Annotated in this window: 20 protein-coding genes and 1 pseudogene; 9 read left to right on the top strand and 12 right to left on the bottom strand. The window is 51.1% G+C overall.

Annotated features, from left to right (window positions below):
* The first annotated feature begins 27 nt into the window (after positions 1-27).
* Complete coding sequence (locus OGV89_RS19150; RefSeq protein WP_003022941.1) at positions 28-1,680, top strand: class I fumarate hydratase; 1,653 nt, start codon at positions 28-30, stop codon at positions 1,678-1,680.
* Positions 1,681-1,689: 9 nt separating this feature from the next.
* The gene (gene cobO / locus OGV89_RS19145) at positions 1,690-2,292 is read left to right on the top strand and encodes a cob(I)yrinic acid a,c-diamide adenosyltransferase (RefSeq protein WP_003847316.1); all 603 of its coding nucleotides are present in this window, start codon (positions 1,690-1,692) and stop codon (positions 2,290-2,292) included.
* Positions 2,293-2,374: 82 nt separating this feature from the next.
* On the opposite strand, the gene OGV89_RS19140 is transcribed toward cobO, so the two are convergent.
* Complete coding sequence (locus OGV89_RS19140) at positions 2,375-3,277, bottom strand: LysR substrate-binding domain-containing protein (protein WP_003022936.1); 903 nt, start codon at positions 3,275-3,277, stop codon at positions 2,375-2,377.
* A gap of 405 nt (positions 3,278-3,682) precedes the next feature.
* Here OGV89_RS19140 and cobA point away from each other — a divergent pair, with 405 nt between their 5' ends.
* Complete coding sequence (cobA, locus tag OGV89_RS19135; RefSeq protein ID WP_003835432.1) at positions 3,683-4,471, top strand: uroporphyrinogen-III C-methyltransferase; 789 nt, start codon at positions 3,683-3,685, stop codon at positions 4,469-4,471.
* Here cobA and OGV89_RS19130 read toward each other — a convergent pair.
* The 9 genes from OGV89_RS19130 to sdhC form a co-directional block, all read right to left on the bottom strand.
* Positions 4,450-5,340 carry a PocR ligand-binding domain-containing protein gene (locus OGV89_RS19130; RefSeq protein ID WP_193339442.1) on the bottom strand — a complete coding sequence of 297 codons (891 nt, stop codon included), beginning with the start codon at positions 5,338-5,340 and terminating at the stop codon, positions 4,450-4,452. The two genes, cobA and OGV89_RS19130, sit on opposite strands and share 22 nt — an antisense overlap.
* Before the next feature lie 225 nt (positions 5,341-5,565).
* The gene (gene sucD, locus OGV89_RS19125; RefSeq protein ID WP_003022929.1) at positions 5,566-6,435 is read right to left on the bottom strand and encodes a succinate--CoA ligase subunit alpha; all 870 of its coding nucleotides are present in this window, start codon (positions 6,433-6,435) and stop codon (positions 5,566-5,568) included.
* Positions 6,435-7,601, bottom strand: a complete 1,167-nt coding sequence (gene sucC / locus OGV89_RS19120) for an ADP-forming succinate--CoA ligase subunit beta (protein ID WP_003022927.1) — start codon at positions 7,599-7,601, stop codon at positions 6,435-6,437. The genes sucD and sucC overlap by 1 nt, the downstream gene beginning before the upstream one ends.
* A gap of 90 nt (positions 7,602-7,691) precedes the next feature.
* Positions 7,692-8,915: a 2-oxoglutarate dehydrogenase complex dihydrolipoyllysine-residue succinyltransferase gene (gene odhB / locus OGV89_RS19115; protein ID WP_003022925.1), complete on the bottom strand. Its 1,224-nt coding sequence runs from the start codon at positions 8,913-8,915 to the stop codon at positions 7,692-7,694.
* Positions 8,916-8,929: 14 nt separating this feature from the next.
* Positions 8,930-11,731 carry a 2-oxoglutarate dehydrogenase E1 component gene (gene sucA, locus OGV89_RS19110; RefSeq protein ID WP_044701036.1) on the bottom strand — a complete coding sequence of 934 codons (2,802 nt, stop codon included), beginning with the start codon at positions 11,729-11,731 and terminating at the stop codon, positions 8,930-8,932.
* A 403-nt stretch (positions 11,732-12,134) separates the two neighbouring features.
* Positions 12,135-12,851: a succinate dehydrogenase iron-sulfur subunit SdhB gene (gene sdhB, locus OGV89_RS19105; RefSeq protein WP_003022921.1), complete on the bottom strand. Its 717-nt coding sequence runs from the start codon at positions 12,849-12,851 to the stop codon at positions 12,135-12,137.
* A gap of 15 nt (positions 12,852-12,866) precedes the next feature.
* Positions 12,867-14,633: a succinate dehydrogenase flavoprotein subunit gene (gene sdhA, locus OGV89_RS19100; protein ID WP_003022919.1), complete on the bottom strand. Its 1,767-nt coding sequence runs from the start codon at positions 14,631-14,633 to the stop codon at positions 12,867-12,869.
* On the bottom strand, positions 14,633-14,980 hold the full coding sequence (sdhD, locus tag OGV89_RS19095) for a succinate dehydrogenase membrane anchor subunit (RefSeq protein WP_003022916.1): 348 nt from the start codon (positions 14,978-14,980) through the stop codon (positions 14,633-14,635). The genes sdhA and sdhD overlap by 1 nt, the downstream gene beginning before the upstream one ends.
* Positions 14,974-15,378 carry a succinate dehydrogenase cytochrome b556 subunit gene (gene sdhC / locus OGV89_RS19090; protein WP_003831406.1) on the bottom strand — a complete coding sequence of 135 codons (405 nt, stop codon included), beginning with the start codon at positions 15,376-15,378 and terminating at the stop codon, positions 14,974-14,976. Before sdhC ends, sdhD begins: the two co-directional genes overlap by 7 nt.
* A gap of 383 nt (positions 15,379-15,761) precedes the next feature.
* Here sdhC and OGV89_RS19085 point away from each other — a divergent pair.
* From OGV89_RS19085 to OGV89_RS19060, 6 genes and pseudogenes are all read left to right on the top strand, one after another.
* Positions 15,762-15,872: pseudogene (locus OGV89_RS19085) on the top strand (hypothetical protein).
* Positions 15,873-16,075: 203 nt separating this feature from the next.
* The gene (locus OGV89_RS19080) at positions 16,076-17,359 is read left to right on the top strand and encodes a citrate synthase (RefSeq protein WP_003831404.1); all 1,284 of its coding nucleotides are present in this window, start codon (positions 16,076-16,078) and stop codon (positions 17,357-17,359) included.
* A 219-nt stretch (positions 17,360-17,578) separates the two neighbouring features.
* Positions 17,579-19,318, top strand: a complete 1,740-nt coding sequence (gene tssD / locus OGV89_RS19075) for a type VI secretion system tube protein TssD (protein ID WP_286559135.1) — start codon at positions 17,579-17,581, stop codon at positions 19,316-19,318.
* Positions 19,305-19,589 carry a bacteriocin immunity protein gene (locus OGV89_RS19070; RefSeq protein ID WP_016149801.1) on the top strand — a complete coding sequence of 95 codons (285 nt, stop codon included), beginning with the start codon at positions 19,305-19,307 and terminating at the stop codon, positions 19,587-19,589. Before tssD ends, OGV89_RS19070 begins: the two co-directional genes overlap by 14 nt.
* 170 nt (positions 19,590-19,759) lie before the next feature.
* Positions 19,760-20,434: a bacteriocin immunity protein gene (locus OGV89_RS19065; protein ID WP_230122146.1), complete on the top strand. Its 675-nt coding sequence runs from the start codon at positions 19,760-19,762 to the stop codon at positions 20,432-20,434.
* Positions 20,435-20,647: 213 nt separating this feature from the next.
* Positions 20,648-21,694 carry an AbrB family transcriptional regulator gene (locus OGV89_RS19060; RefSeq protein WP_286559133.1) on the top strand — a complete coding sequence of 349 codons (1,047 nt, stop codon included), beginning with the start codon at positions 20,648-20,650 and terminating at the stop codon, positions 21,692-21,694.
* Here the strand turns inward: OGV89_RS19060 and nei are convergent.
* Complete coding sequence (gene nei / locus OGV89_RS19055; RefSeq protein ID WP_286559131.1) at positions 21,691-22,482, bottom strand: endonuclease VIII; 792 nt, start codon at positions 22,480-22,482, stop codon at positions 21,691-21,693. The genes OGV89_RS19060 and nei overlap by 4 nt on opposite strands.
* Positions 22,483-22,496: 14 nt before the next feature.
* Positions 22,497-23,141, bottom strand: a complete 645-nt coding sequence (pcp, locus tag OGV89_RS19050) for a pyroglutamyl-peptidase I (protein WP_016149798.1) — start codon at positions 23,139-23,141, stop codon at positions 22,497-22,499.
* Position 23,142 lies beyond the last annotated feature (1 nt).

Raw genomic sequence — 23,142 nt, 5'->3', positions numbered from 1 at the left:
AACAATACGAAGAGGTGAGAAGTAAACATGTCTAAACCATTTGTCTGGCAGGAACTCTTTGTTCAGAGTAAAGATAGTACCGAATATGAATTACTGAGTAACCAGCACGTTACGGTAACGGAGTTAGACGGAGAGGAAGTTATCAAGGTTGCACCGGAAGCGTTAACCTTGTTAGCACAGCAGGCGTTTTATGAGGCTTCATTTTTCCTGCGCGCCGGACATTTAAAACAGATTGCCAGCATTTTGCACGACCCACAGGCCAGCGGTAACGATAAGTACGTCGCATTGCAGCTGCTGCGCAATGCAGAGGTTTCAGCTAAAGGTGTACTGCCTAACTGCCAGGACACCGGGACGGCAACCATTGTGGCCTGCAAAGGACAACATGTCTGGACAGGCGGCGATGACGCCGAAGCCTTAAGCAAAGGCGTGTATACCACCTTCACCGAAAACAATCTGCGTTACTCGCAAAATGCCCCGCTGGACATGTATACCGAGGTCAATACTCAGACAAACCTGCCGGCGCAAATCGACATCAGCGCCACGCCGGGTAATGAATATAAATTCCTGTTCGTTAACAAAGGCGGCGGTTCTGCCAATAAGGCGGCGTTATTCCAGGAAACCAAATCCATTCTGCAGCCGGAAAAGCTCACCGCGTTCCTGATCGAAAAAATGAAATCACTGGGTACAGCCGCTTGCCCGCCGTATCACATCGCTTTTGTGGTTGGGGGCTTATCCGCCGACCAGACGCTGAAAGTTGCCAAACTGGCTTCAACCAAATATTACGATAATCTGCCCACCAGCGGGAATGAGCTGGGCCAGGCGTTCCGTGATACGGCGCTGGAAGCCGAGTTGCTCAATGCCAGCCGTGAGTTTGGCATCGGGGCGCAGTTTGGCGGCAAATACTTTGCCCACGATATTCGCGTAATTCGCTTACCGCGCCACGGCGGCTCCTGCCCAATCGCGATGGCCCTCTCCTGCTCTGCCGACCGCAATATTAAAGCCAAAATTAATAAACACGGTATCTGGCTGGAAAAACTCGAGCATAATCCGGGCAAATTTATCCCCGATTCTCACCGGGTAGAAAACGGCGCCCAGACCGTACAACTGGATCTGAATCGTCCGCTGCGTGAGATCCTGCATGATCTCTCCGCCTTGCCCATTGGTACACGTCTGTCGTTAAGCGGCCCGATTGTTGTGGCTCGCGATATCGCTCACGCGAACATCAAAGCGCGACTGGATAACGGTGAACCGATGCCGGAATACATGAAAAAGCATATCGTTTACTATGCTGGTCCAGCCAAAACCCCGGAAAATCAGGCCTGCGGCTCAATGGGACCCACCACCGGTGGGCGCATGGATGGGTATGTCGATGCTTTCCAGGCACAAGGCGGCAGCCTCATTATGCTCACCAAGGGTAACCGCAGCCAGCAGGTCACTGATGCCTGTCACAAACACGGTGGATTTAGCCTCGGCAGCATTGGCGGTGCCGCAGCCCTACTGGCGCAACAGTACGTGAAGAGTCTGCAGTGTCTTGAATATCCAGAACTGGGAATGGAAGCGGTGTGGATGATGGAAGTTAAAAATATGCCCGCCTTCGTATTAGTGGATGACAAAGGTAATAACTTCTTCAGCCAGTTCGAGCAGCAGCATCGCTGCGCAACCTGTCCGGCAGGGCATTAAGGAGTTTCCATGGAAGCGCGCGCCAATAACGACAGACACCGTCAGCGTCAGCAGAAGCTAAAAGAGCAGGTTGATACCCGCGTAGCGGCGGCAACGGAGAAGAAAGGGATCCTGATTGTCTTCACCGGCAACGGAAAAGGAAAATCCACCGCAGCCTTTGGCACGGCAACGCGCGCAGTGGGTCACGGAAAAACCGTTGGCATCGCGCAGTTTATTAAAGGTCAGTGGGATAATGGTGAGTACAACACACTGCAACCGCTCGGCGTCGAATTCCATATTATGGGTACCGGATTTACCTGGGAAACCCAAAATCGGCAAGCAGATATCGAAGCGGCAACGGTTGTCTGGCAGGAAAGTAAGCGCATGCTGGCTGATGCGCATTACGATCTAGTGGTGCTGGATGAACTCACCTACATGCTGGCTTACCACTATCTGGATACGCAAGAGGTTATCAACGCCATCGAAAATCGTCCTGCCGGTCAGAGCGTTATCGTCACAGGACGCGGATGCCATACGCTGTTACTGGAACTGGCCGATACGGTCAGTGAAATACGCCCGGTCAAACACGCGTTTGACCGCGGTATTCAGGCACAGATTGGGATCGACTGGTAGCCGTTCTTTTGCCGGATAACGATGCTAACGCGTCTTATCCGGCCTACCCATCGTTGTAGGCCTGATAAGGCATAAGCCACCCTCAGGCAGCCGATACTACGGACTTACTGAGCAACCAGTTGCGGAAAATCTGTAAATGCTCGGATTCCGATTTTTCTTCACGCCACGTCATAATAAATCGATTCCCGGTACGCATCGGAACATCGCAAGGAATGACCATATCGCCACTGTCCAGATCGTGCTGAATGGCAAAACGCGGGAGCAGCGCAACGCCCAGATTAGAGCGGACCGCCGCGATCAGCATCGATAACAAATCAAATCTCGGACCTTTATTCACCAACGGACTGCTGACATCTGACAGCGCAAACCATTCCTGCCACCCTTTGATGCGCGTGCTTTGGTGCAATAGCGGGAATTCGTTTAGTAATTCGTTTACCGCCAGTTTTCGTTCCGGTTCGGCCAGCAAACAGCGACTGCATACCGGCAGAATCTCCTCTTCAAACAGGTACTCAACCCCTGACCATGGCGAATAAAAGTCTTCGCGCATGATTGCCGCGTCATACTCTCGATTGAGAAAATCACCAATATTCGCGAGGGAATGAATGTTCACGATAATATCAGGATTAAGTTTGTTAAATTCACGCAGGTTTGGGATCAGCCAGTGCGTGCTGAACGTCGGATTCACCGCCAGCTCAATAACCTGTACCGTCGGCTGCCAGGTCATTATCGTCGTCGTATCTCGTTCAAGCTTATTTAACGTTTCTTTAACAATGCTTAAATAGTGTTTGCCGGCCGCATTTAAAAAAATGCGTTTTTTGGCGTGATTAAATAGCGCGGTATTGAGAAAATCCTCCAGTGCATTTACCTGGCGGAAAACAGCACTTTGTGTTAAAGCCAGCTCTTCAGCTGCCCGGGTATAACTTTCGTGACGCGCAACCACTTCAAAAGTTACCAGCAACTCCGTCTTGGGTATTTTTCCTCTCATAACCTCTTCCATTTGCAGCGTACAAAAATAGTTTAATTTATAAAAAATAATTCAAGACACCCAGATAAGCATCGAGAGTTATATTTTATTTTATCCATTGATGTCATTGATCCAATCCATGATTTACTCACACTGATGACGGGTAAATATTAACCAATAATACTTAAGGGAAACAATAAACACAATTTAAATAAGGTTAAACTTAAGCAAATAGTGCCAATAAGTTCTTAATAATTTTTCAAGTCATCTTGTTTATTGCAGAAAAAACTTTGCGAGATTAATCAATATTATCAATGCGATAATTTTGGATAATTTCACGTTATAACTTACGGGCAAACGACTGCTTTTTATCATTCCTTGATGTAGTTTCTGCCTTTTTTTGTTAGCCGTGATAAAGGACACAATGTGAAAACTTTCGGAAAGGTCTGGCTCGTTGGGGCAGGTCCCGGTGATATTTCATTACTTACCCTCAAAGCAATGATGTGCATTAAACAGGCTGACGTCATTATTTACGATCGGCTGGTCAATCCTAAAATTTTGGAATGGGCATTACCAGATTGCCTGCTTATCAATGTCGGCAAAAACCCAGGCTTCCATTGTGTACCCCAGGATGAAATCAATGCGCTGCTTGTCCAGTATGCCCAAACTCACAATAATATTGTACGCCTGAAAGGTGGCGATCCGTATGTTTTTGGACGCGGGGCTGAAGAAGTTGAGGATCTCGTCGAGACGGGCATCCCGTTTGAAGTGGTGCCGGGTATCAGCTCAACCATTGGTGGCCTGACCTATGCCGGGATTCCGGTAACACACCGCGATTTCGCCTCGGGATTTCACGTCGTGACCGGCCATACGCGGGAGGGCAACCAACAGCAGGACTGGCGTCAACTGGCAAAACTGAATGGTACGCTGGTTATCGTCATGGGTATCGCCAATCTGGCGTTTATCTGTGAGGAATTATTGATGGGTGGAAAATCAGCAGATACGCCTGCAGCGCTTATTATGTCTGCCACCCGCGATAATCAACGCCGACTGACCTGTACGCTCGGTTCACTACTGAGCAAGGCGCAGGAAGCTAACATCCTTCCCCCTGCACTGATAGTGATTGGTGATGTGGTAACCCTGAGCGATCGGCTCTCTTTTATCCCTGAAGCCTTCAAGCTGCCAGAAAACCTTTACTGTGACAGTCTGGCATGACGAAAAGACTGGGGCGACGTTTGATGCGCCGCCCGGAAAACGCGGCAAAAGTAGCTGGTTTGTGCGTATTGGAGTTTCCGGGCAATGCTGTCTATGGAATGAACGGGATCGTGCAATAACTCCCCCGCTTTTTGCATTTTTTTCTGATTCACCCAGGTTTTAAAGTTAACGCCCTGCCGTTTCTTAAAAAAACGGCTGAAATAGTTTGCGCTTAAGCAGACGTGAGCTGCTACGGATTCAAGGGATAATTCACCATACAAATTCTCATCGATATAACGCAACGCTGCCAGTAGCTTTTTCTCGTGTCGGGAAGGTTCTGTAAAATAATGACGCATGTAACTGGTCGCTGGGATAACAATCTCATCAGATTGTTGTTCTGTCTCAAAATTATCAATAATAAAATTCAATAAATTTGCTGATGCCACCAGCGTATTATTATCGACTACCGCCACCTTACTCCATTCAGTTTTTATTTTTGGTTCATCCATCCATGAGCATTCATTATCAATAATGATTGTTTTATATTCCTGATATTTTGCCCGCACCTGCCCACAGAGCATAAAACCGTACAGATTCCCCTCGCGAATTAATGGCATAGAAAACAGACTTAGCCCTGCATGACAGCTGAGTATTCTGGGTTTAAGGTGTTTTAATCCTTCAAAAGCACAATACTTGTCACACTTTTGGCAACTCACACAATAGCGTTCATCCGCCCGCATTAATGTGCAGAACGAATTAAAATTATGACAATCCGAGAGAATTTTTCCGGTAACATCAACCACGACGGTGGCTAATCCAGTCGCACTGGAAAATACCTTTGCTATTGAGAAAAAACGTTGTAGGTAATCATCCTGAATTTTCAACGACACGGTATCCTCCGGCATTAATCAAATTAAAGCCGGTAATATGCAGAATTTAATTAAGAGAAAGAATGATGTTCACCGCAAAAAATAATCTTATTTATGCAGATGATTATGAGTAATTTGCAAGATTCAGATAACTAAAAATAAAAAAAGGCCATCATCAGATGGCCAACCATGTCGAAACGGGACCAGCCCTTGACTACGCAGAGAGTCAGGGCTGTTTTTTATTTATTACTTAATAACGGTTTTCAGCGCTTCGCCGATATCGGCCAGGCTACGAACAGTTTTCACGCCTGCAGCTTCCAGCGCAGCGAATTTCTCATCCGCCGTACCTTTCCCACCTGCGATGATCGCACCCGCGTGACCCATACGCTTACCTTTCGGCGCAGTCACACCCGCGATGTAACCCACAACCGGCTTGGTTACATGATCTTTAATGTATGCCGCCGCTTCTTCTTCAGCGCTACCGCCGATCTCACCGATCATGACGATCGCTTCAGTCTGCGGATCTTCCTGGAACAGCTTCAGGATGTCGATGAAGTTAGAACCTGGGATCGGGTCGCCACCAATGCCCACACAGGTGGACTGGCCGAAACCGTAGTCGGTAGTCTGCTTAACCGCTTCATAGGTCAGGGTACCTGAACGGGAAACGATACCCACTTTACCCGGCTTGTGAATGTGGCCCGGCATGATGCCGATTTTGCACTCGCCCGGGGTGATAACACCTGGGCAGTTCGGGCCGATCATGCGCACGCCAGCTTCATCCAGCTTCACCTTCACGGTCAGCATATCCAGCGTCGGAATGCCTTCGGTGATGGTGATGATAAGCTTGATGCCTGCATCGATTGCTTCCAGAATGGAGTCTTTGCAGAACGGTGCCGGAACGTAGATAACGGTGGCGGTAGCGCCAGTCGCTTCTACAGCTTCACGCACGGTGTTGAACACCGGCAGGCCCAGGTGCGTGGTACCGCCTTTACCTGGCGTTACGCCGCCAACCATCTGCGTACCGTAAGCAATCGCTTGTTCGGAGTGGAATGTCCCCTGGCTACCGGTGAAGCCCTGGCAGATAACCTTGGTATCTTTATTAATTAAAACTGACATTATTTCCCCTCCACTGCGGCAACAACCTGCTGAGCTGCATCCGTCAGACTTTTCGCTGCAATAATATTCAGGCCGCTATCAGCCAGTTTTTTCGCGCCGAGTTCAGCGTTGTTACCTTCCAGACGTACCACGACCGGAACGTTTACACCTACTTCTGCTACCGCGCCGATGATACCGTCAGCGATCAGGTCGCAACGTACGATACCGCCGAAGATGTTAACCAGTACGGCTTTAACATTGTCATCAGAGAGGATAATTTTGAACGCTTCGGTTACACGCTCTTTGGTCGCACCGCCACCAACGTCGAGGAAGTTAGCCGGTTCGCCGCCGTGCAGCTTAACGATGTCCATGGTGCCCATTGCCAGGCCCGCACCGTTAACCATGCAACCGATGTTGCCGTCGAGCGCAACGTAGTTCAGTTCCCACTGCGCAGCCTGCGCTTCACGCGGATCTTCCTGAGACTGGTCGCGCATTTCGCGCAGGTCAGCCTGGCGGAACAGCGCGTTGCCGTCAGCACCCAGTTTGCCGTCGAGGCAGATCAGGTCACCCTGCTTGGTGACAACCAGCGGGTTGATTTCGATCAGCGCCAGGTCGCGCTCCAGGAAGATAGTCGCCAGACCCATGAAGATCTTGGTGAACTGCTGAACCTGTTTACCTTCCAGACCCAGTTTGAACGCCAGCTCGCGACCCTGGTAAGGCATCGGGCCTGCCAGCGGATCGAGCGCCACTTTGTGGATCAGGTGCGGGGTTTCTTCCGCTACTTTTTCGATTTCCACGCCGCCTTCGGTAGAGGCCATGAAGACCACGCGACGGGAGCTACGGTCAACAACTGCGCCGAGGTAAAGTTCTTTACCAATGTCGGTCGCGGCTTCAACCAGAATCTGATTTACCGGTTGGCCATGAGCGTCTGTCTGGTAAGTCACCAGACGTTTACCCAGCCAGTGTTCAGCAAAAGCGCGAATGTCTTCTTTGCTGTTCACAACCTTCACACCGCCCGCTTTACCGCGGCCACCAGCGTGAACCTGACATTTCACTACCCACGGGCCAGCGCCGATTTTTGAAGCGGCTTCTTCTGCTTCACGCGGAGTAGTACAGGCATAACCCACCGGTGCCGGTAAGCCATAGCGGGCAAAAAGTTGTTTTGCCTGATATTCATGTAAGTTCATGTGTTCTGTCCATCCTTCAGGTAATCGTTATCTTTTACCCGTAGGTCTGATAGGCATCCAGACCTACGGGGCAGGTGATACTCTTATTAACTACACGTCCAGCAGCAGGCGCGTTGGATCTTCCAGCAACTCTTTAATGGTTACCAGGAAGCCTACTGACTCACGACCATCGATCAGACGGTGGTCATAAGACAGCGCCAGATACATCATCGGCAGGATTTCAACCTTGCCATCTACCGCCATCGGACGATCTTTGATGGCATGCATACCCAGGATGGCGCTCTGCGGTGGGTTGATGATCGGCGTGGACATCAGGGAACCGAACACGCCACCGTTAGTGATGGTGAAGTTACCGCCCGTCAGATCTTCAACCGTCAACTTGCCGTCGCGACCTTTAACTGCCAGTTCTTTAATGTTCTTCTCGATGTCTGCCATACCCAGCAGATCCACATCACGCAGGACCGGCGTGACCAGGCCACGCGGCGTGGAGACCGCCATGCTGACATCAAAGTAGTTGTGATAAACCACGTCATCGCCGTCGATGGACGCGTTCACTTCCGGATAGCGTTTCAGCGCTTCAACTACCGCTTTCACGTAGAAAGACATAAAGCCCAGACGGATACCGTGGCGTTTCTCGAACGCATCACCGTATTGCTTACGCAGGTCCATGATTGGCTTCATGTTGACTTCGTTGAAGGTGGTCAGCATGGCGGTGGAATTTTTCGCTTCCAGCAGACGCTCGGCCACGCGTTTGCGCAGACGGGTCATCGGAACACGTTTTTCGCCACGCGCGCCCAGTTGAGCCTGTGGTGCTGGTGCTGCTGCCGGCGCTTTTGCTTCGGCTTTCGCAGCCGGGGCTTTCGCCAGATGTTTTTCAACATCTTCACGCGTGATACGACCGCCGACACCGGTGCCGTTGATAGCGCTGGCTTCGAGGTTATGCTCACCCAGCAGGCGACGGATCGCCGGGCTCAGGGCATCGTTGTTCTGCTCAGCAAGAGACGCCTGCTGGCGCTGTGCCGGAGTAGAATCTTTCTCTTCAGACTTAGCGCTGGTTTCTTTACCGGTGCTGTTGCCTTCACGCAGGCGACCAAGGATCTGGCGAGAAGTGACGGTTGTCCCTTCATCTTCCAGAACCGCATCAAGAATACCGTCCGCTGATGCCGGTACTTCCAGTACCACTTTGTCAGTTTCGATTTCTACCAGTACTTCATCACGACGTACTGCATCGCCCGGTTTTTTGTGCCAGGTTGCAACCGTTGCATCCGCTACGGATTCAGGCAGGTCGGGAACAAGAATATCTACGCTACTCATTATTTATCCTTTATTTAATCGACGTTCAGCGCGTCATTTACCAGATCTTGTTGCTGCTTCTGGTGAACGGACATATACCCTACTGCCGGAGAGGCAGAGGCCGGGCGACCTGCATAACGCAGAGCTGACCCAAATGGAATTACTTCACGGAAATGATGCTGGCTGCAGTACCATGCGCCCTGGTTGAGCGGCTCTTCCTGGCACCAGACAAAATCATGTACATGAGCAAACGGTTTCAGCGCTTCCTGCACCGCTTTATGCGGGAACGGATAGAGCTGTTCGATGCGCACAATGGCAACATCTTTTTGGTCGTTCTTGCGGCGTTGCTCCAGCAGGTCGTAATAAACCTTACCAGAACACATCACGACACGCTTCACGCCTTTCGGATCAAGTTCATCGACTTCGCCAATGGCTGGCAGGAAGGTGCCATTTGCCAGTTCGTCCAGCGTAGACACCGCCAACGGATGACGCAGCAGCGACTTCGGTGACATCACCACCAGCGGACGGCGCATACCGCGCAGCGCCTGACGACGCAGCATGTGGTAGACCTGTGCCGGGGTAGACGGGACGCAAACCTGCATGTTTTGCTCAGCGCAAAGTTGCAGATAACGTTCCAGACGCGCGGAGGAGTGCTCCGGACCCTGACCTTCGTAGCCGTGCGGCAGCAGCATCACCAGACCGCACATACGGCCCCATTTCTGCTCGCCGGAAGAGATGAACTGGTCGATAACCACCTGCGCACCGTTGGCGAAGTCGCCGAACTGCGCTTCCCAGATGGTCAGCGTGCGCGGTTCTGCCGTGGCATAACCATACTCGAACGCCAGTACCGCTTCTTCAGACAGCACGGAGTCCCATACGCGGAACGTGCCCTGGCCGTTATGCACATGCTGCAGCGGCGTGTAGGTTGAACCGTTCGCCTGATTATGAATGACCGCGTGACGGTGGAAGAAGGTTCCGCGACCGGAGTCTTCACCCGACAGACGAACCGGAATGCCTTCGTCCACCAGCGTGGCGTAAGCCAGATTCTCTGCCCCACCCCAGTCGAATAGCTTCTCGCCTGCGGCCATGGCCTGACGGTCGCCGTAAATTTTGGCAACACGCGACTGCATTTCAACGGCTTCAGGCACGGTGCTGATACGTTTTGCCAGCTCCTGCAGACGCTTCATCTCAACCTTGTTCGGGTAGCTTTCGTCCCACTCGTGGTTGAGGTACGGCGACCAGGTGAAGGAGTGCATGTTCATTGGACGCCACTCTTTCACCACGCATTCACCAGCATCCAGCGCATCACGGTACAGATTGACCATTTCGGTCGCATCTTCCAGCGTGGCGACTTTGTCCGCTTCCAGCTTGTCAGCGTAGATTTTACGCGGGGTCGGATGCTTTTTGATTTTCTGATACATCAGCGGCTGGGTTGCGCTCGGCTCGTCGGCTTCGTTGTGGCCGTGACGGCGGTAGCACACCAGATCGATGAACACATCGCGTTTGAAGGTGTTACGGAAATCCAGAGCCAGACGCGTCACGAAAGCGACCGCTTCCGGGTCATCCGCGTTAACGTGGAAGATTGGCGCCTGAACCATCTTACCGATGTCGGTGCAGTACGGAGTAGAACGCGCATCCAACGGGTTAGAGGTAGTAAAGCCCACCTGGTTGTTGATGACGATGCGAACGGTACCGCCCACTTCGTAACCACGCGCTTTCGACATGTTCAGGGTTTCCTGAACCACGCCCTGCCCGGTTACCGCCGCATCGCCGTGGATGGTGATTGGCAGTACTTTGTTGCTGCTCGGCTCGTCCAGACGATCCAGACGTGCACGTACGGAGCCGATAACCACCGGGCTAACGATTTCCAGGTGCGACGGGTTAAACGCCAGCGCCAGGTGTACCAGACCGCCTTCGGTTTCGATATCAGACGAGAAGCCCATGTGGTACTTCACGTCACCGGTGCCGAGGTGTTCTTTATGTTTGCCCGCAAATTCGTCGAACAGTTCCTGCGGGCGTTTACCCAGTACGTTAACCAGAACGTTCAGACGACCACGGTGCGCCATGCCCAGTACCACTTCACGGGTACCGCTGTTACCCGCGTGGCGGATCATCTCTTTGAGCATTGGGATTAACGCATCACCGCCTTCCAGCGAGAAGCGTTTCGCGCCCGGGAACTTCGCGCCCAGGTAGCGTTCCAGTCCTTCTGCTGCGGTCAGTTCGCTCAGGAAGCGTTTCTTCTCTTCGGTACTGAATGCGGCACGGCCAGACTCGATACGCTGTTGAAGCCAGCGTTTTTCTTCGGTGCTGGTGATGTGCATATACTCGGCGCCAATTGGGCCGCAGTAGGTTTGTTTCAGCGCAACAACCAGGTCGCTCAGCTTCATGGTGTCTTTGCCGCCGGCAAAAGAACCTACGTTAAAGCTTTCCTGGAAATCCGCATCGGTCAGATCGTGGAAAGACGGGTCCAGATCGGCCACATTTTCTTGCTGCCACAGTCCCAGCGGATCAAGATTCGCATGCTGATGACCGCGGAAACGGTAGGCGTTAATGAGCTGCAGGACTTTAACCTGCTTCACATTGGCATCAGGGTCGGAGATAGAAGAAGAGTAACGTGGAGTAATCAACGCCTGCCGACGGAAATAATCACGTGTTTTTGAGTGGAGTTGATCCGGTTTGACTCCGGTACCAGGTAACTGCTGGAACGTCGAACGCCAGTTAGCATCTACCGAGTCAGGGTCGGTTAAGAAGTCTTCATAGAGCTGTTCTATCCAGCTCTGGTTAGAACCAGAGAGGTAAGAAGAGTCCAACCAGGCTTTCAAAGCGCTGTTCTGCATCGTGATCCCTTAAGCATCTTTTCTGCTTATTTAATACTCTAAATAGATCGCGTTTCAGGAAGGTGGCAAGCTTGCGAATCCCAGGGAGCTTACATCCAGTAAGTGACCAGGGTGAGCAAGTGCAGCCAACGCACATGCAACGTGAACTATGACGAGTATTTCGCCGTGGATACTACCACGCACACCGATGTGCGTGCCGGGGTTCACTTGTTGCGGACTGTCGTGTCATCTGCGTCCGCTAAGGAACCTTTAAAAACTGTCTAATAATCTTCGCTGTTCAGGCTACGACTGCGTTGCGGCCTTGTCTCGCTCTGAACATCTCGATTATTACTACTCATATGGCAGTTTTTAGAGGTTTCCTGTACTACCGGGGAATCACTTCCCCGGCAACGACTACAAAAACTTACGCACTACGTTTGAGCAGCATCGACTTAATATGGCCGATGGCGCGCGTCGGGTTCAGTCCTTTAGGACATACGCTGACGCAGTTCATGATGCTATGACAGCGGAATACGCTGAAAGCGTCACTTAAACCTTCCAGGCGGCTGTCGGTCTCGGTATCGCGGCTATCAATTAAGAAGCGATACGCGGCCAGCAGGCCTGCCGGGCCAATAAACTTGTCCGGATTCCACCAGAATGATGGGCAGGACGTTGAGCAGCATGCACACAAAATACATTCATACAGCCCATCGAGCTTCTCACGCTGCTCAGGCATTTGTAAATGCTCACGAGCCGGCGGATTTTTCCCATTATTCAACAAGTAAGGCTTAATCTTCTCATACTGTGCGTAGAATTGCCCCATGTCTACCACCAAATCGCGCACAACCGGTAAACCCGGCAGCGGGCGAATGACAATTTTCTTGCCCGGCTGATTCAGCGCAGAAATAGGTGTGATACAGGCCAGTCCATTTTTGCCGTTCATATTCAGACCGTCGGAGCCGCAGACCCCTTCACGGCAGGAACGGCGGAACGACAGAGACGGATCTTTTTCTTTCAGCTGCATCAATGCATCCAGCAGCATCATGTCGCGCCCTTCTTCCGCCTCCAGGGTGTAATCCTGCATACGCGGAGCGTCGTCAACATCCGGGTTATAGCGATAAACTGAAAACTCGAGTTTCATTGTCCTGTCTCCGCATTAATAAGTACGAATCTTCGGCGGGAATGCCGGGCGCAGCTTCGGTTCCATATTGACTTGACGTCGCGTCATGGATTCCGACTCTGGCAGGTACAGGGAATGGCACAGCCAGTTTTCATCATCACGTTCCGGGAAGTCGAAGCGGCTATGCGCGCCACGGCTTTCGGTACGGAAGTTTGCAGATACTGCAGTGGCGTACGCGGTCTCCATCAGGTTATCCAACTCCAGACACTCAACGCGCTGGGTGTTGAACTCGCTGGAGGTATCGTCCAGACGGGCATTTTTCAGGCGTTCGCGAATCGCTTTCAGCTCTTCCAGACCTTTCGCCATCGCATCGCCTTCGCGGAAAACCGAGAAGTTATGCTGCATACATTCTTGCAGCGCTTTGCGAATCGCCACCGGGTCTTCACCGTTACGGTTACCGTTCCAGCGGTTCAGTCGTGCCAGAGAAGCATCGATTTCATCTTCGGTCGCATCCAGCAGGTCACCCTGCTCAGCGATAGATTCCTGCAGATGCAGACCCACCGCACGACCAAACACCACCAGGTCCAGCAGCGAGTTGCCGCCGAGACGGTTGGCACCGTGAACCGATACGCAGGCGATTTCGCCTACCGCAAACAGTCCCGGGATCACCACATCTTCGCCCTGCTCATTCACAGTCAGCGCCTGGCCAGTAACTTTGGTCGGAATACCACCCATCATATAGTGGCAGGTTGGGATAACCGGAATCGGCTCTTTAACCGGGTCAACGTGAGCAAAGGTACGGGACAGTTCGAGAATGCCCGGCAGACGGGATTCCAGCACTTCTTTACCCAGGTGGTCGAGTTTCAGCTTAGCGTGCGGACCCCACGGGCCGTCGCAGCCGCGACCTTCACGGATTTCGATCATGATGGAACGCGCCACCACGTCACGACCCGCCAGGTCTTTCGCATTCGGGGCATAACGCTCCATGAAGCGCTCACCGTGTTTGTTCAGCAGGTAGCCACCTTCACCACGGCAGCCTTCTGTGACCAGAACGCCCGCACCGGCGATACCGGTTGGGTGGAACTGCCACATTTCCATATCCTGCACCGGCACGCCAGCGCGGATAGCCATACCAACACCGTCACCAGTATTGATGTGGGCATTGGTGGTGGACTGATAAATACGGCCAGCACCACCGGTCGCCAGCACGGTCGCACGGGCTTTGAAGTAAACTACCTCACCGGTTTCAATACACAACGCGGTACAACCGACAATCGCGCCATCGGCATTTTTTACCAGATCCAGCGCATACCATTCTGAGAAGATGGTGGTATGGTTTTTCAAGTTCTGCTGATACAGCGTATGCAACAGCGCATGACCGGTACGGTCTGCCGCTGCCGCAGTACGTGCCGCTTGCTCACCGCCGAAGTTCTTCGACTGGCCGCCAAACGGACGTTGATAAATTGTGCCATTGTCGAGGCGAGAGAACGGCAGCCCCATGTGGTCCAGTTCCAGAATCGCTTCCGGACCGGTTTTACACATATATTCAATAGCGTCCTGGTCACCAATGTAGTCCGACCCTTTAACGGTGTCGTACATGTGCCATTCCCAGTTATCTTCATGGGTATTACCGAGCGCAACGGTGATGCCACCCTGCGCGGATACGGTATGGGAACGGGTTGGGAACACTTTAGAGAGCAGCGCACAAGTCTGCCCGCTCTGGGAAATTTGCAGCGCCGCGCGCATACCTGCGCCGCCGGCACCAATCACAACAGCATCAAATTCTCTGACTGGCAGTTTCATTACACACCCCACACCACAACAAATCCATAAATGACGTAAACCACCAGCGCAACAACGATAGCCAGTTGCAGAATCAGGCGCACAGCCAGAGGTTTAACGTAGTCGGTCAACACCTGCCACATGCCGATCCAGGCATGAATCAAGATGGAGAAAAGTGCCAGCAGGGTGAAGACTTTGGTGAATGCCGATGAGAAGAAACCGGTCCAGACTTCATACGTCAGCTCGCCGCTGGTGGCGAAGAAACCGACCATAAAGATGATGTATAACGTCAGAACGATAGCGGTAGCACGGACCAGAATGAAGTCATGTACGCCGTTGCGTCCTAATGCGGAGGCGTTGCTTACCATACGAGGACTCCTGCGAGAAGTGAAAGCACGACAATGATAACGAAACAAATTTTGGCGGAGCGTGTCCCTGCTTCGAGGGTTTCTTCGATATAGCCAAAATCCATCAACAGATGGCGAATGCCCATTACGGCGTGATATGCCAGCGCAATCAGGATCCCCCACAGAATTAACTCCACAAAGAAGTTATTCATAATGGATGACGCGGTGAGGAAACCTTCAGGGGAGGAAAGGCTGGTACCCAATAACCACAACAGAATCCCGACCGCCACGAAGGTGATCACTCCGGATACGCGATGGAGAATGGACGCTATCGCCGTGATTGGGAACCGGATCGTTTGCAGATCCAGATTGACAGGTCTTTGTTTTTTCACATTTCTTATCATGAATAACGCCCACATGCTGTTCTTATTATTCCCTTTAGACTTCGGGTACAGAAGATGAAGACACCTGTAGCCTGAAAGACGACGGGATTTCCTTCCTCCGGTCTGCGTGCGGGTCAGACAGCGTCCTTACTATAACTACGCGTCATATAAAACACTGCTTCCAGATGCTAAAACGACACGTTACAACGCTGGTTGGCTCGGGATTGCAGGGTATTCCGGAGACCTGGCGGCAGTATAGGACGTTCACAAAATCATTACAATTAACCTACATATAGTTTGTCGGGTTTTATCCCGAACAGTGACATAGGTCACGATAACAACATTATTTTAATTTTTAATCATCTGATTTGACAATCATTAAACAAAGTTGTTACAAACGACACCAGAAAAAGCATATAATGCGTAAAAGTTATGGGGTCACTCTTTCACCGGAGATTTAGTTATGTAACAGTGTGGAAGTATTGACCAATACCTTCAGGACAGTTATTAGTGATAGACAGGTTAAATAATTCGGATTGCTAAGTTCTTGATTTGCAGTTTATTCGCCATAAAAAGACCGTTTTACCTGCAAGCGCCCATAGCTCTGTACCCAGGTCATCCCCTCTTTCGCAGAGCGGCGAGCCAAATAACAAACTGGTAACGGTTTATTGATGCACGAAGGCAAATTTGAGTTCCGGCAGTCTTAAGCAATAAGGCGCTAAGGAGACCGTAAATGGCTGATACTAAAGCAAAACTCACTCTAAATGGTGACGCTGCTATTGAACTGGATGTGCTGAAAGGTACGCTCGGTCAGGACGTTATTGATATTCGTAGTCTTGGCTCAAAAGGGATGTTTACTTTTGACCCAGGTTTTACCTCTACCGCATCCTGCGAATCCAAAATTACTTTCATCGACGGTGACGAAGGTGTTTTGCTGCATCGCGGCTTCCCGATTGACCAGTTGGCGACCGAGTCCAACTATCTGGAAGTGTGTTATATCCTGCTGTACGGCGAAAAACCGACGCAGGAAGAGTACGACGAGTTCAAAACCACAGTCACTCGCCATACCATGATCCACGAGCAGATCACGCGTCTGTTCCACGGTTTCCGCCGCGACTCTCACCCGATGGCCGTTATGTGCGGTGTCACCGGAGCGCTGGCAGCGTTTTATCATGACTCGCTGGATGTAAACAACGCGCGTCACCGTGAAATCGCCGCCTTCCGCCTGCTGTCCAAAATGCCAACCATGGCAGCGATGTGCTACAAGTATTCCATCGGGCAGCCGTTCGTGTACCCGCGTAACGATCTCTCCTACGCCGGTAACTTCCTGAACATGATGTTCTCTACGCCGTGCGAAAAATACGAAGTGAATCCGATTCTGGAACGCGCCATGGACCGTATCTTAATCCTGCACGCTGACCACGAACAGAACGCCTCAACCTCTACTGTACGTACCGCGGGCTCTTCTGGCGCTAACCCGTTTGCCTGCATCGCGGCTGGTATCGCTTCCCTGTGGGGACCAGCACACGGCGGCGCAAACGAAGCTGCGCTGAAAATGCTGGAAGAAATCAGCTCTGTTAAACACATTCCGGAATTTGTTCGCCGCGCGAAAGACAAGAATGATTCCTTCCGCCTGATGGGCTTTGGTCACCGTGTTTATAAAAACTATGACCCGCGCGCTACCGTCATGCGTGAAACCTGCCACGAAGTGCTGAAAGAACTGGGCACCAAAGATGATCTGCTGGAAGTGGCGATGGAACTTGAGCACATTGCGCTCAACGACCCATACTTCATCGAGAAGAAACTCTACCCGAACGTAGACTTCTACTCCGGCATAATTCTGAAAGCGATGGGGATTCCGTCCTCCATGTTCACCGTTATCTTCGCCATGGCGCGTACCGTTGGCTGGATTGCACACTGGAACGAAATGCACACCGACGGCATGAAAATCGCCCGTCCGCGTCAGCTGTACACCGGCTACGACAAGCGCGATTTTAAATCTGATATTAAGCGTTAATTGTTCAGGCCACCGGGTAATTCCGGTGGCTTTTCTCAGACCCTACTCAAATTACCGCATTCATCTCATCAATATTATTCTCATCAGCTAATTCGTCCCAAAATACATTTCAGACATGCGCCCCTTTTATATAGCATTAATCGCCAACGCATAATTTGATTTTTAAATTTATTAGCTATTTAATTCGGTCTTATAAAATACATCTCTGGATTAAATGGCATGGGCGATCTTATTTACCTGAAGATAACAGGTGAACAACAAGGAAATATTTCTTCCGGCTGCGGCACTTACGCGTCAGTAGGGAATCGCTGGCAGGAAAACCATCCTGATGAGATTTTTGTTTTTTCACTTTCGAATGGATTAGCTAATACTGATTCTGGTATTAATACCCAGCTACTGAACTTCACAAAACTAATTGATAAAAGCACACCATTATTGATTAATGCCATCAATAATAATGAACGTCTGTTTATTGAAATTGATTTATGGAGAATAAACAGATTTGGTAGATGGGAACGCTACTATTATATTCAATTAAGAAATGCATCGGTAAAAAGCATACAAACCTATGTGGCCCTAAACGAGCTGGATACCGAAGAAATTGCAGTATCGTATGACTATATTCTTTGCAAACACCTGATTGCCAACACTGAGTTTGACTACCTGGCATTGCCTGCTGAGTACAACCGTTTGTTTATACCACCCCGCCCTCAGCCGGTCAGTACGATAAAACCCATAGTGAAACGCCCTTCTCCCCCTGCACCACACATTCCAGCAGTTACGCCGGTCTATGCCAAATCCTGTCTGAAAGAAAAAGGCTGTACAGACGCGGGGAGCCGTGAAGAATCGGCTGAAAACTTCGGACAGATGGCGGTTTTCGCACAATCTTCCGTCGATGATTGTTGCGGATATGCACAGCCCGCAGAAGCCTCGGCCGCGCTGCCGATCTTAGGTGGGCTGACGCAGGTGTGGGGCGAGTGGTCACTCAGTGGCATGCTCAGCGCCGCACGCGGCGTTCCTTATATCGGCGCGTTGGCTTCCGCGCTGTATATTCCGTCCGCGGGTACGGACAGTGCACGCGTTCCCGGACGCGATGAGTTCTGGTATGAAGAAGAACTACGGAAAAAGGCGCTGGTAGGTGGCACTGCCACCACCCGGGTTCGTTTTTTCTGGGGAACCGACATTCACGGTAAATCGCAAGTCTACGGCGTGCATACCGGCGAAGGTACTCCTTATGAAAACGTGCGCGTCGCGAATATGCTGTGGAACGATGAACATCATCGCTATGAATTTACGCCTGCCCACGACGCAGACGGGCCGTTAATCACATGGACGCCGGAAAATCCTGCGACGGGTGATGTACCTGAACATACTGGAAACGATGTTCCACCGCTGGATCAGCCAACCATTCTGGTAACACCCATCCCGGATGGCAAAAACGAATACACCACGCCACCGTTCCTTGTGCCGGATGTCGCCGATTTTAACGATTATATTCTGATTTTTCCGGCCGATTCAGGCATTCAGCCGATATATGTATACCTGAAAACAGCCCGGGACGACCCCGGTACAGCAACCGGCCACGGTGAAATTTTATCCGGAAATGGTCGTTGGCTTGAGGCCGCCAGTTCTGGGCTGGGAGCGCCGATACCTGCACAGGTGGCGGATAAGCTGCGAGGAAGAACATTTCGCAACTTTGACCATTTCAGAGAAGAATTCTGGCTTGCGGTGTCAGAATGCCCTGAGCTTATGAAGGATTTTAAACCATCTAACCAAACCCTGATAAGAATGGGGTTGGCACCATATCCTATTCCTTCAGAGCAGGTAGGCGGCAGAACGACTTTTGAACTTCATCACGTAGAAGAAATCCAGCATGGCGGAGAAGTTTTTAATATGGATAATATAAACATTACTACTCCTCGCTTACATATAGGAATACATAAAAATGCTAATAGATAATGAAAAAACCATAAGCGATTACACTGAGTCAGAGTTCATTGCTCTGCTATCTAACTTTTTTGAGAATAAACATGGGCTAAATGCCAAGGATTTTGGTAAATTTATCGATGATCTACAACTACATGTAGTCAAAGTCACCCAGCACCCACTTGGTAATGGACTGATTTTTAATACACCAGATGAGATTGAATGTTCACCCTTGGGAATATTCAAGGAAATAAAAAAATGGAGAGCATCTCATGGCTTAGAGTTATTTAAAGATTCTAAATAAGCTCTGCAAAGAAATTTATTAAAACAGTGAATATATGAATCATCTTAAGCAAAAACTCGAAGACTACACCGAAGCTGAATTCATATGAATTCTCCACAAATCCACGCTACCTGGGAGAAATAGACCGTGAATATTACATCGACTCATTAGTCGATCATTTCGATAAAATAGTGGATCATCCGGAAGGTAATGGTTTGATTTTTTATCCCCCAGATGACCGAGAAGACAGCCCGCAAGGCGTCATTGATGAAATCAAAAGATGGCGTAAGTCCAGGGACTCCCACTATTTAAGGATTCTGACAATGCCTCTGCCTGAACGAATGAGACCAGTTAAGGTCAGTAGTCGCAAGATCAAGGAACTGTCACAAAAAGCCACACAGATACTTGCAAGAATTGATAAAGGCGCAAAGGAAGAAGACTCTGCGCTAAGGAGCATGATTGATGAATGGAACAGCCAGGTCGTTTCTCCCCGAACATTTTCTGATTTCAGAGACTTTTCCTCCTGGACTAACGCCGTAGAGTTTACTCGTATAGCGTTTACCAGAGCACAATGGTATGCCGATTTTACATGGGACGAACTGATTCAAACCATTCGTACTGTGTGCGATCCCAAGTGCAAGGAATCCGAACAAGATCATGCCCTTTCATTACTCGAGAAAAATTTTGACGGTAATCCATCCGATCTTATTTTTTGGCCGAATGAATGGTTCCAGAATCCTGATATGTTACATGTTGAGTTAACTACTGAGGAAATCGCAGGGTATTTAGTGGCCCGATCCAGTAGATATTTAGATGATGCACCAAAAATGGAGCTAAAATACTCAATTCCTCTAGCCAATTCTTAAAAAAGGTGAATCTATCTTCATTTTATCCTGAACTCGTTATGCCAACCTCTAATGTTCTTAAGGTCTGCCGTTCGATCCTGTGGCAGACCGCCAATATACCTGACTCCGTCACTGGCTAATCCGTTTTTATTGATACTTGATATTTTTTTCAGCGGACTTTTTCTCTATGCTGTATCAACACGTTAAACGCAGCATATAACTCAGGAGCATGGGATGCCTGTTTTGCAGTGGAGCCTGTTGTTTGTGCTATCGCTCGTGCTTTCCCTGCTCTTTCTGTTTATCCATCTTCCAGGCCCCTTGCTGCTCGGTTCGATGATCGTTGGCATCATCTTCAGTCTGCGCGGCATCTCTCTGCATCCTCCCCGCTGCACATTTCTTGGCGCGCAGGCGATTCTCGGCTGCATGATTGCCCAAAATCTGACCGGTTCAATCTTCACAACCCTTGCAGCCCACTGGCCGATGGTGATTGTTATCCTGCTGGCAACCCTTATCAGCAGCGCGATAATCGGCTGGCTGCTGGTTCGCTACAGTACGCTACCGGGGAACACCGGCGCATGGGGCTCGTCACCAGGCGGCGCAGCGGCAATGGTTGCAATGGCCCAGGATTATGGTGCCGACATCCGACTGGTGGCGTTTATGCAGTATCTGCGTGTACTGTTGGTGGTCGGCGCGGCAGCGATGGTCACCCGGCTGGTGATGGGCGACCAGGCGCTGGCGGTCAGTGAACAAATCATCTGGTTTCCGCCGCTAAGCGGCAATCTTTTCAGCACTCTGATGCTGGCCGCCGTTGCCGGCACGGCTGGACGCTTACTGCGTATTCCCTCTGGCGTCATGCTATTGCCGATGCTGGTGGGTGCCTTGCTGAATGCAAGCGGAGTGATGGTGATTGAACTGCCGGAATGGCTACTGGCGATAGCCTATATGGCCATCGGCTGGCAAATCGGCCTTGGCTTTGACAAACAGATCTTTCTAATGGCATTACGACCACTGCCGCAGATCCTGTTGTCCATTTTTTCACTAATGGCGATCTGCGCAGCTATGGCCTGGGGACTGGCGCATTACATGCAGATTGATTTTCTCACTGCCTATCTGGCAACCAGCCCAGGTGGCGTGGATTCTGTCGCGGTGATTGCCGCAGGAAGCCACGCTGATATGGCGCTCATCATGGCGATGCAAACCCTGCGACTGTTCAGCATTTTGTTAACTGGCCCCGCAGTCGCGCGGTTTATTTCGGTGCACGCGCCAAAACGGCCCGCTTAGTGCTGACATCCCGGACACCAGTAAAAAGGTCGCGAAGAGAGCATCGTTTTCTCGATAGTCCCACCACAACGCTCACAGGCTTCGCCGTCCCGATGAAAGACCTTGAAGCGAAACAACGCACCGTGATGCTTATTCTCATCGGCCAGCCCGCGGGTATTATAAGACAGGCGCGGAATATCAAGCAGCGCATGTGCCAGTTGATCCAGTTGCTCATCACTAAGCTGCGACGCTTTATGCTGCCCGGTCAACCCAACCTGCCAAAGGATCTCTACCCGCAGGTAGTTACCTAATCCCGCCAGAAAAGCCTGGTCCAGTAGCAGACCAGAAAACTGGCGATTGCAAAAACGCGGAGATAACAGACGCGCTTTAACGTCATCGGGCGTTAAACGTAAATCCAGTACATCCGGCCCTACCCGTTGCAGGAACGGGTGGGTGGCGAGCTGTTCTGGCGTCAGCATTTCGATATCAGACGCGCTATACAGCAGGATAGTTTTGTCTTGCGTTTGCAATCTGACACGGAGTACCCGCGAGGTCTGCGGGATGTTGCCCGTATCCACCACTCGCCACACGCCATAGAGCTGATTGTGACTGTACAGCGTCAGGCCATTGGAAAAATGGGTCAGTAATGCTTTCCCTCGCGTTTCAAGCTGGGTAACACTCTGCCCAATTAGTTGAGATTCATACGGTTTTAACTGCTCAAAGGCAAACCAGACTTCCGTCAGGGGTTTGCCTTTGACTGCCGCCTCCAGGTTATCCGCCGCGCGGCGGATCTCCGGGCCTTCAGGCATAATACTGTCCTTTGTTAATGTGTTGCGCCGCCCGTCACAGCGATATCGCTTTCCACCTGCAAGGCGGTGGCAATTGCGACTTCCAGCGCCCGGCGTACTGTTTCAGCCGCCATACTTGGCGCCCCGGGATGCTGTGCGGCCTGTTGCGGCAAATAAGGGATGTGAATAAAGCCGCCCTTCACCGCCGGTGCGTCGCGTAGTTTATGCAGCAGGCCATACATCACGTGGTTACACACGAAAGTGCCAGCGGTCTGGGAAACCGAAGCCGGAATTCCCGCGTTGCGCATAGCCATAACCATCGCTTTGATCGGCAGCGTGCTAAACCATGCCGCTGGACCATCGGCTACAACCGGCACATCTACCGGCTGTTGCCCCTGATTATCCGCAATACGCGCATCGTCAACGTTAATCGCCACGCGTTCCACGGTGATATCCGTGCGACCACCCGCCTGCCCCACCGCCAGAACCAGCGATGGCGACAGCGCGTCAATCGCGCCATTGAGTACGGCAAGAGACTCGCCAAAGACGCACGGCAGTTGGCGGGCAACGACGCGGCATCCACCGATGATAGCATTATCGAGTCCCGAGACCACTTCCCAGGAAGGGTTAACTGACTCGCCGCCAAAGGGTTCAAATCCCGTGATGAGTACTGTTTTCATC

The organism is Citrobacter sp. Cf125 (genome assembly GCF_030333935.1).
Classification (GTDB): domain Bacteria; phylum Pseudomonadota; class Gammaproteobacteria; order Enterobacterales; family Enterobacteriaceae; genus Citrobacter; species Citrobacter freundii.
The sequence above is the reverse complement of the archived record's forward strand: the minus strand, read 5'-3'. Positions and strand labels throughout refer to the sequence as shown.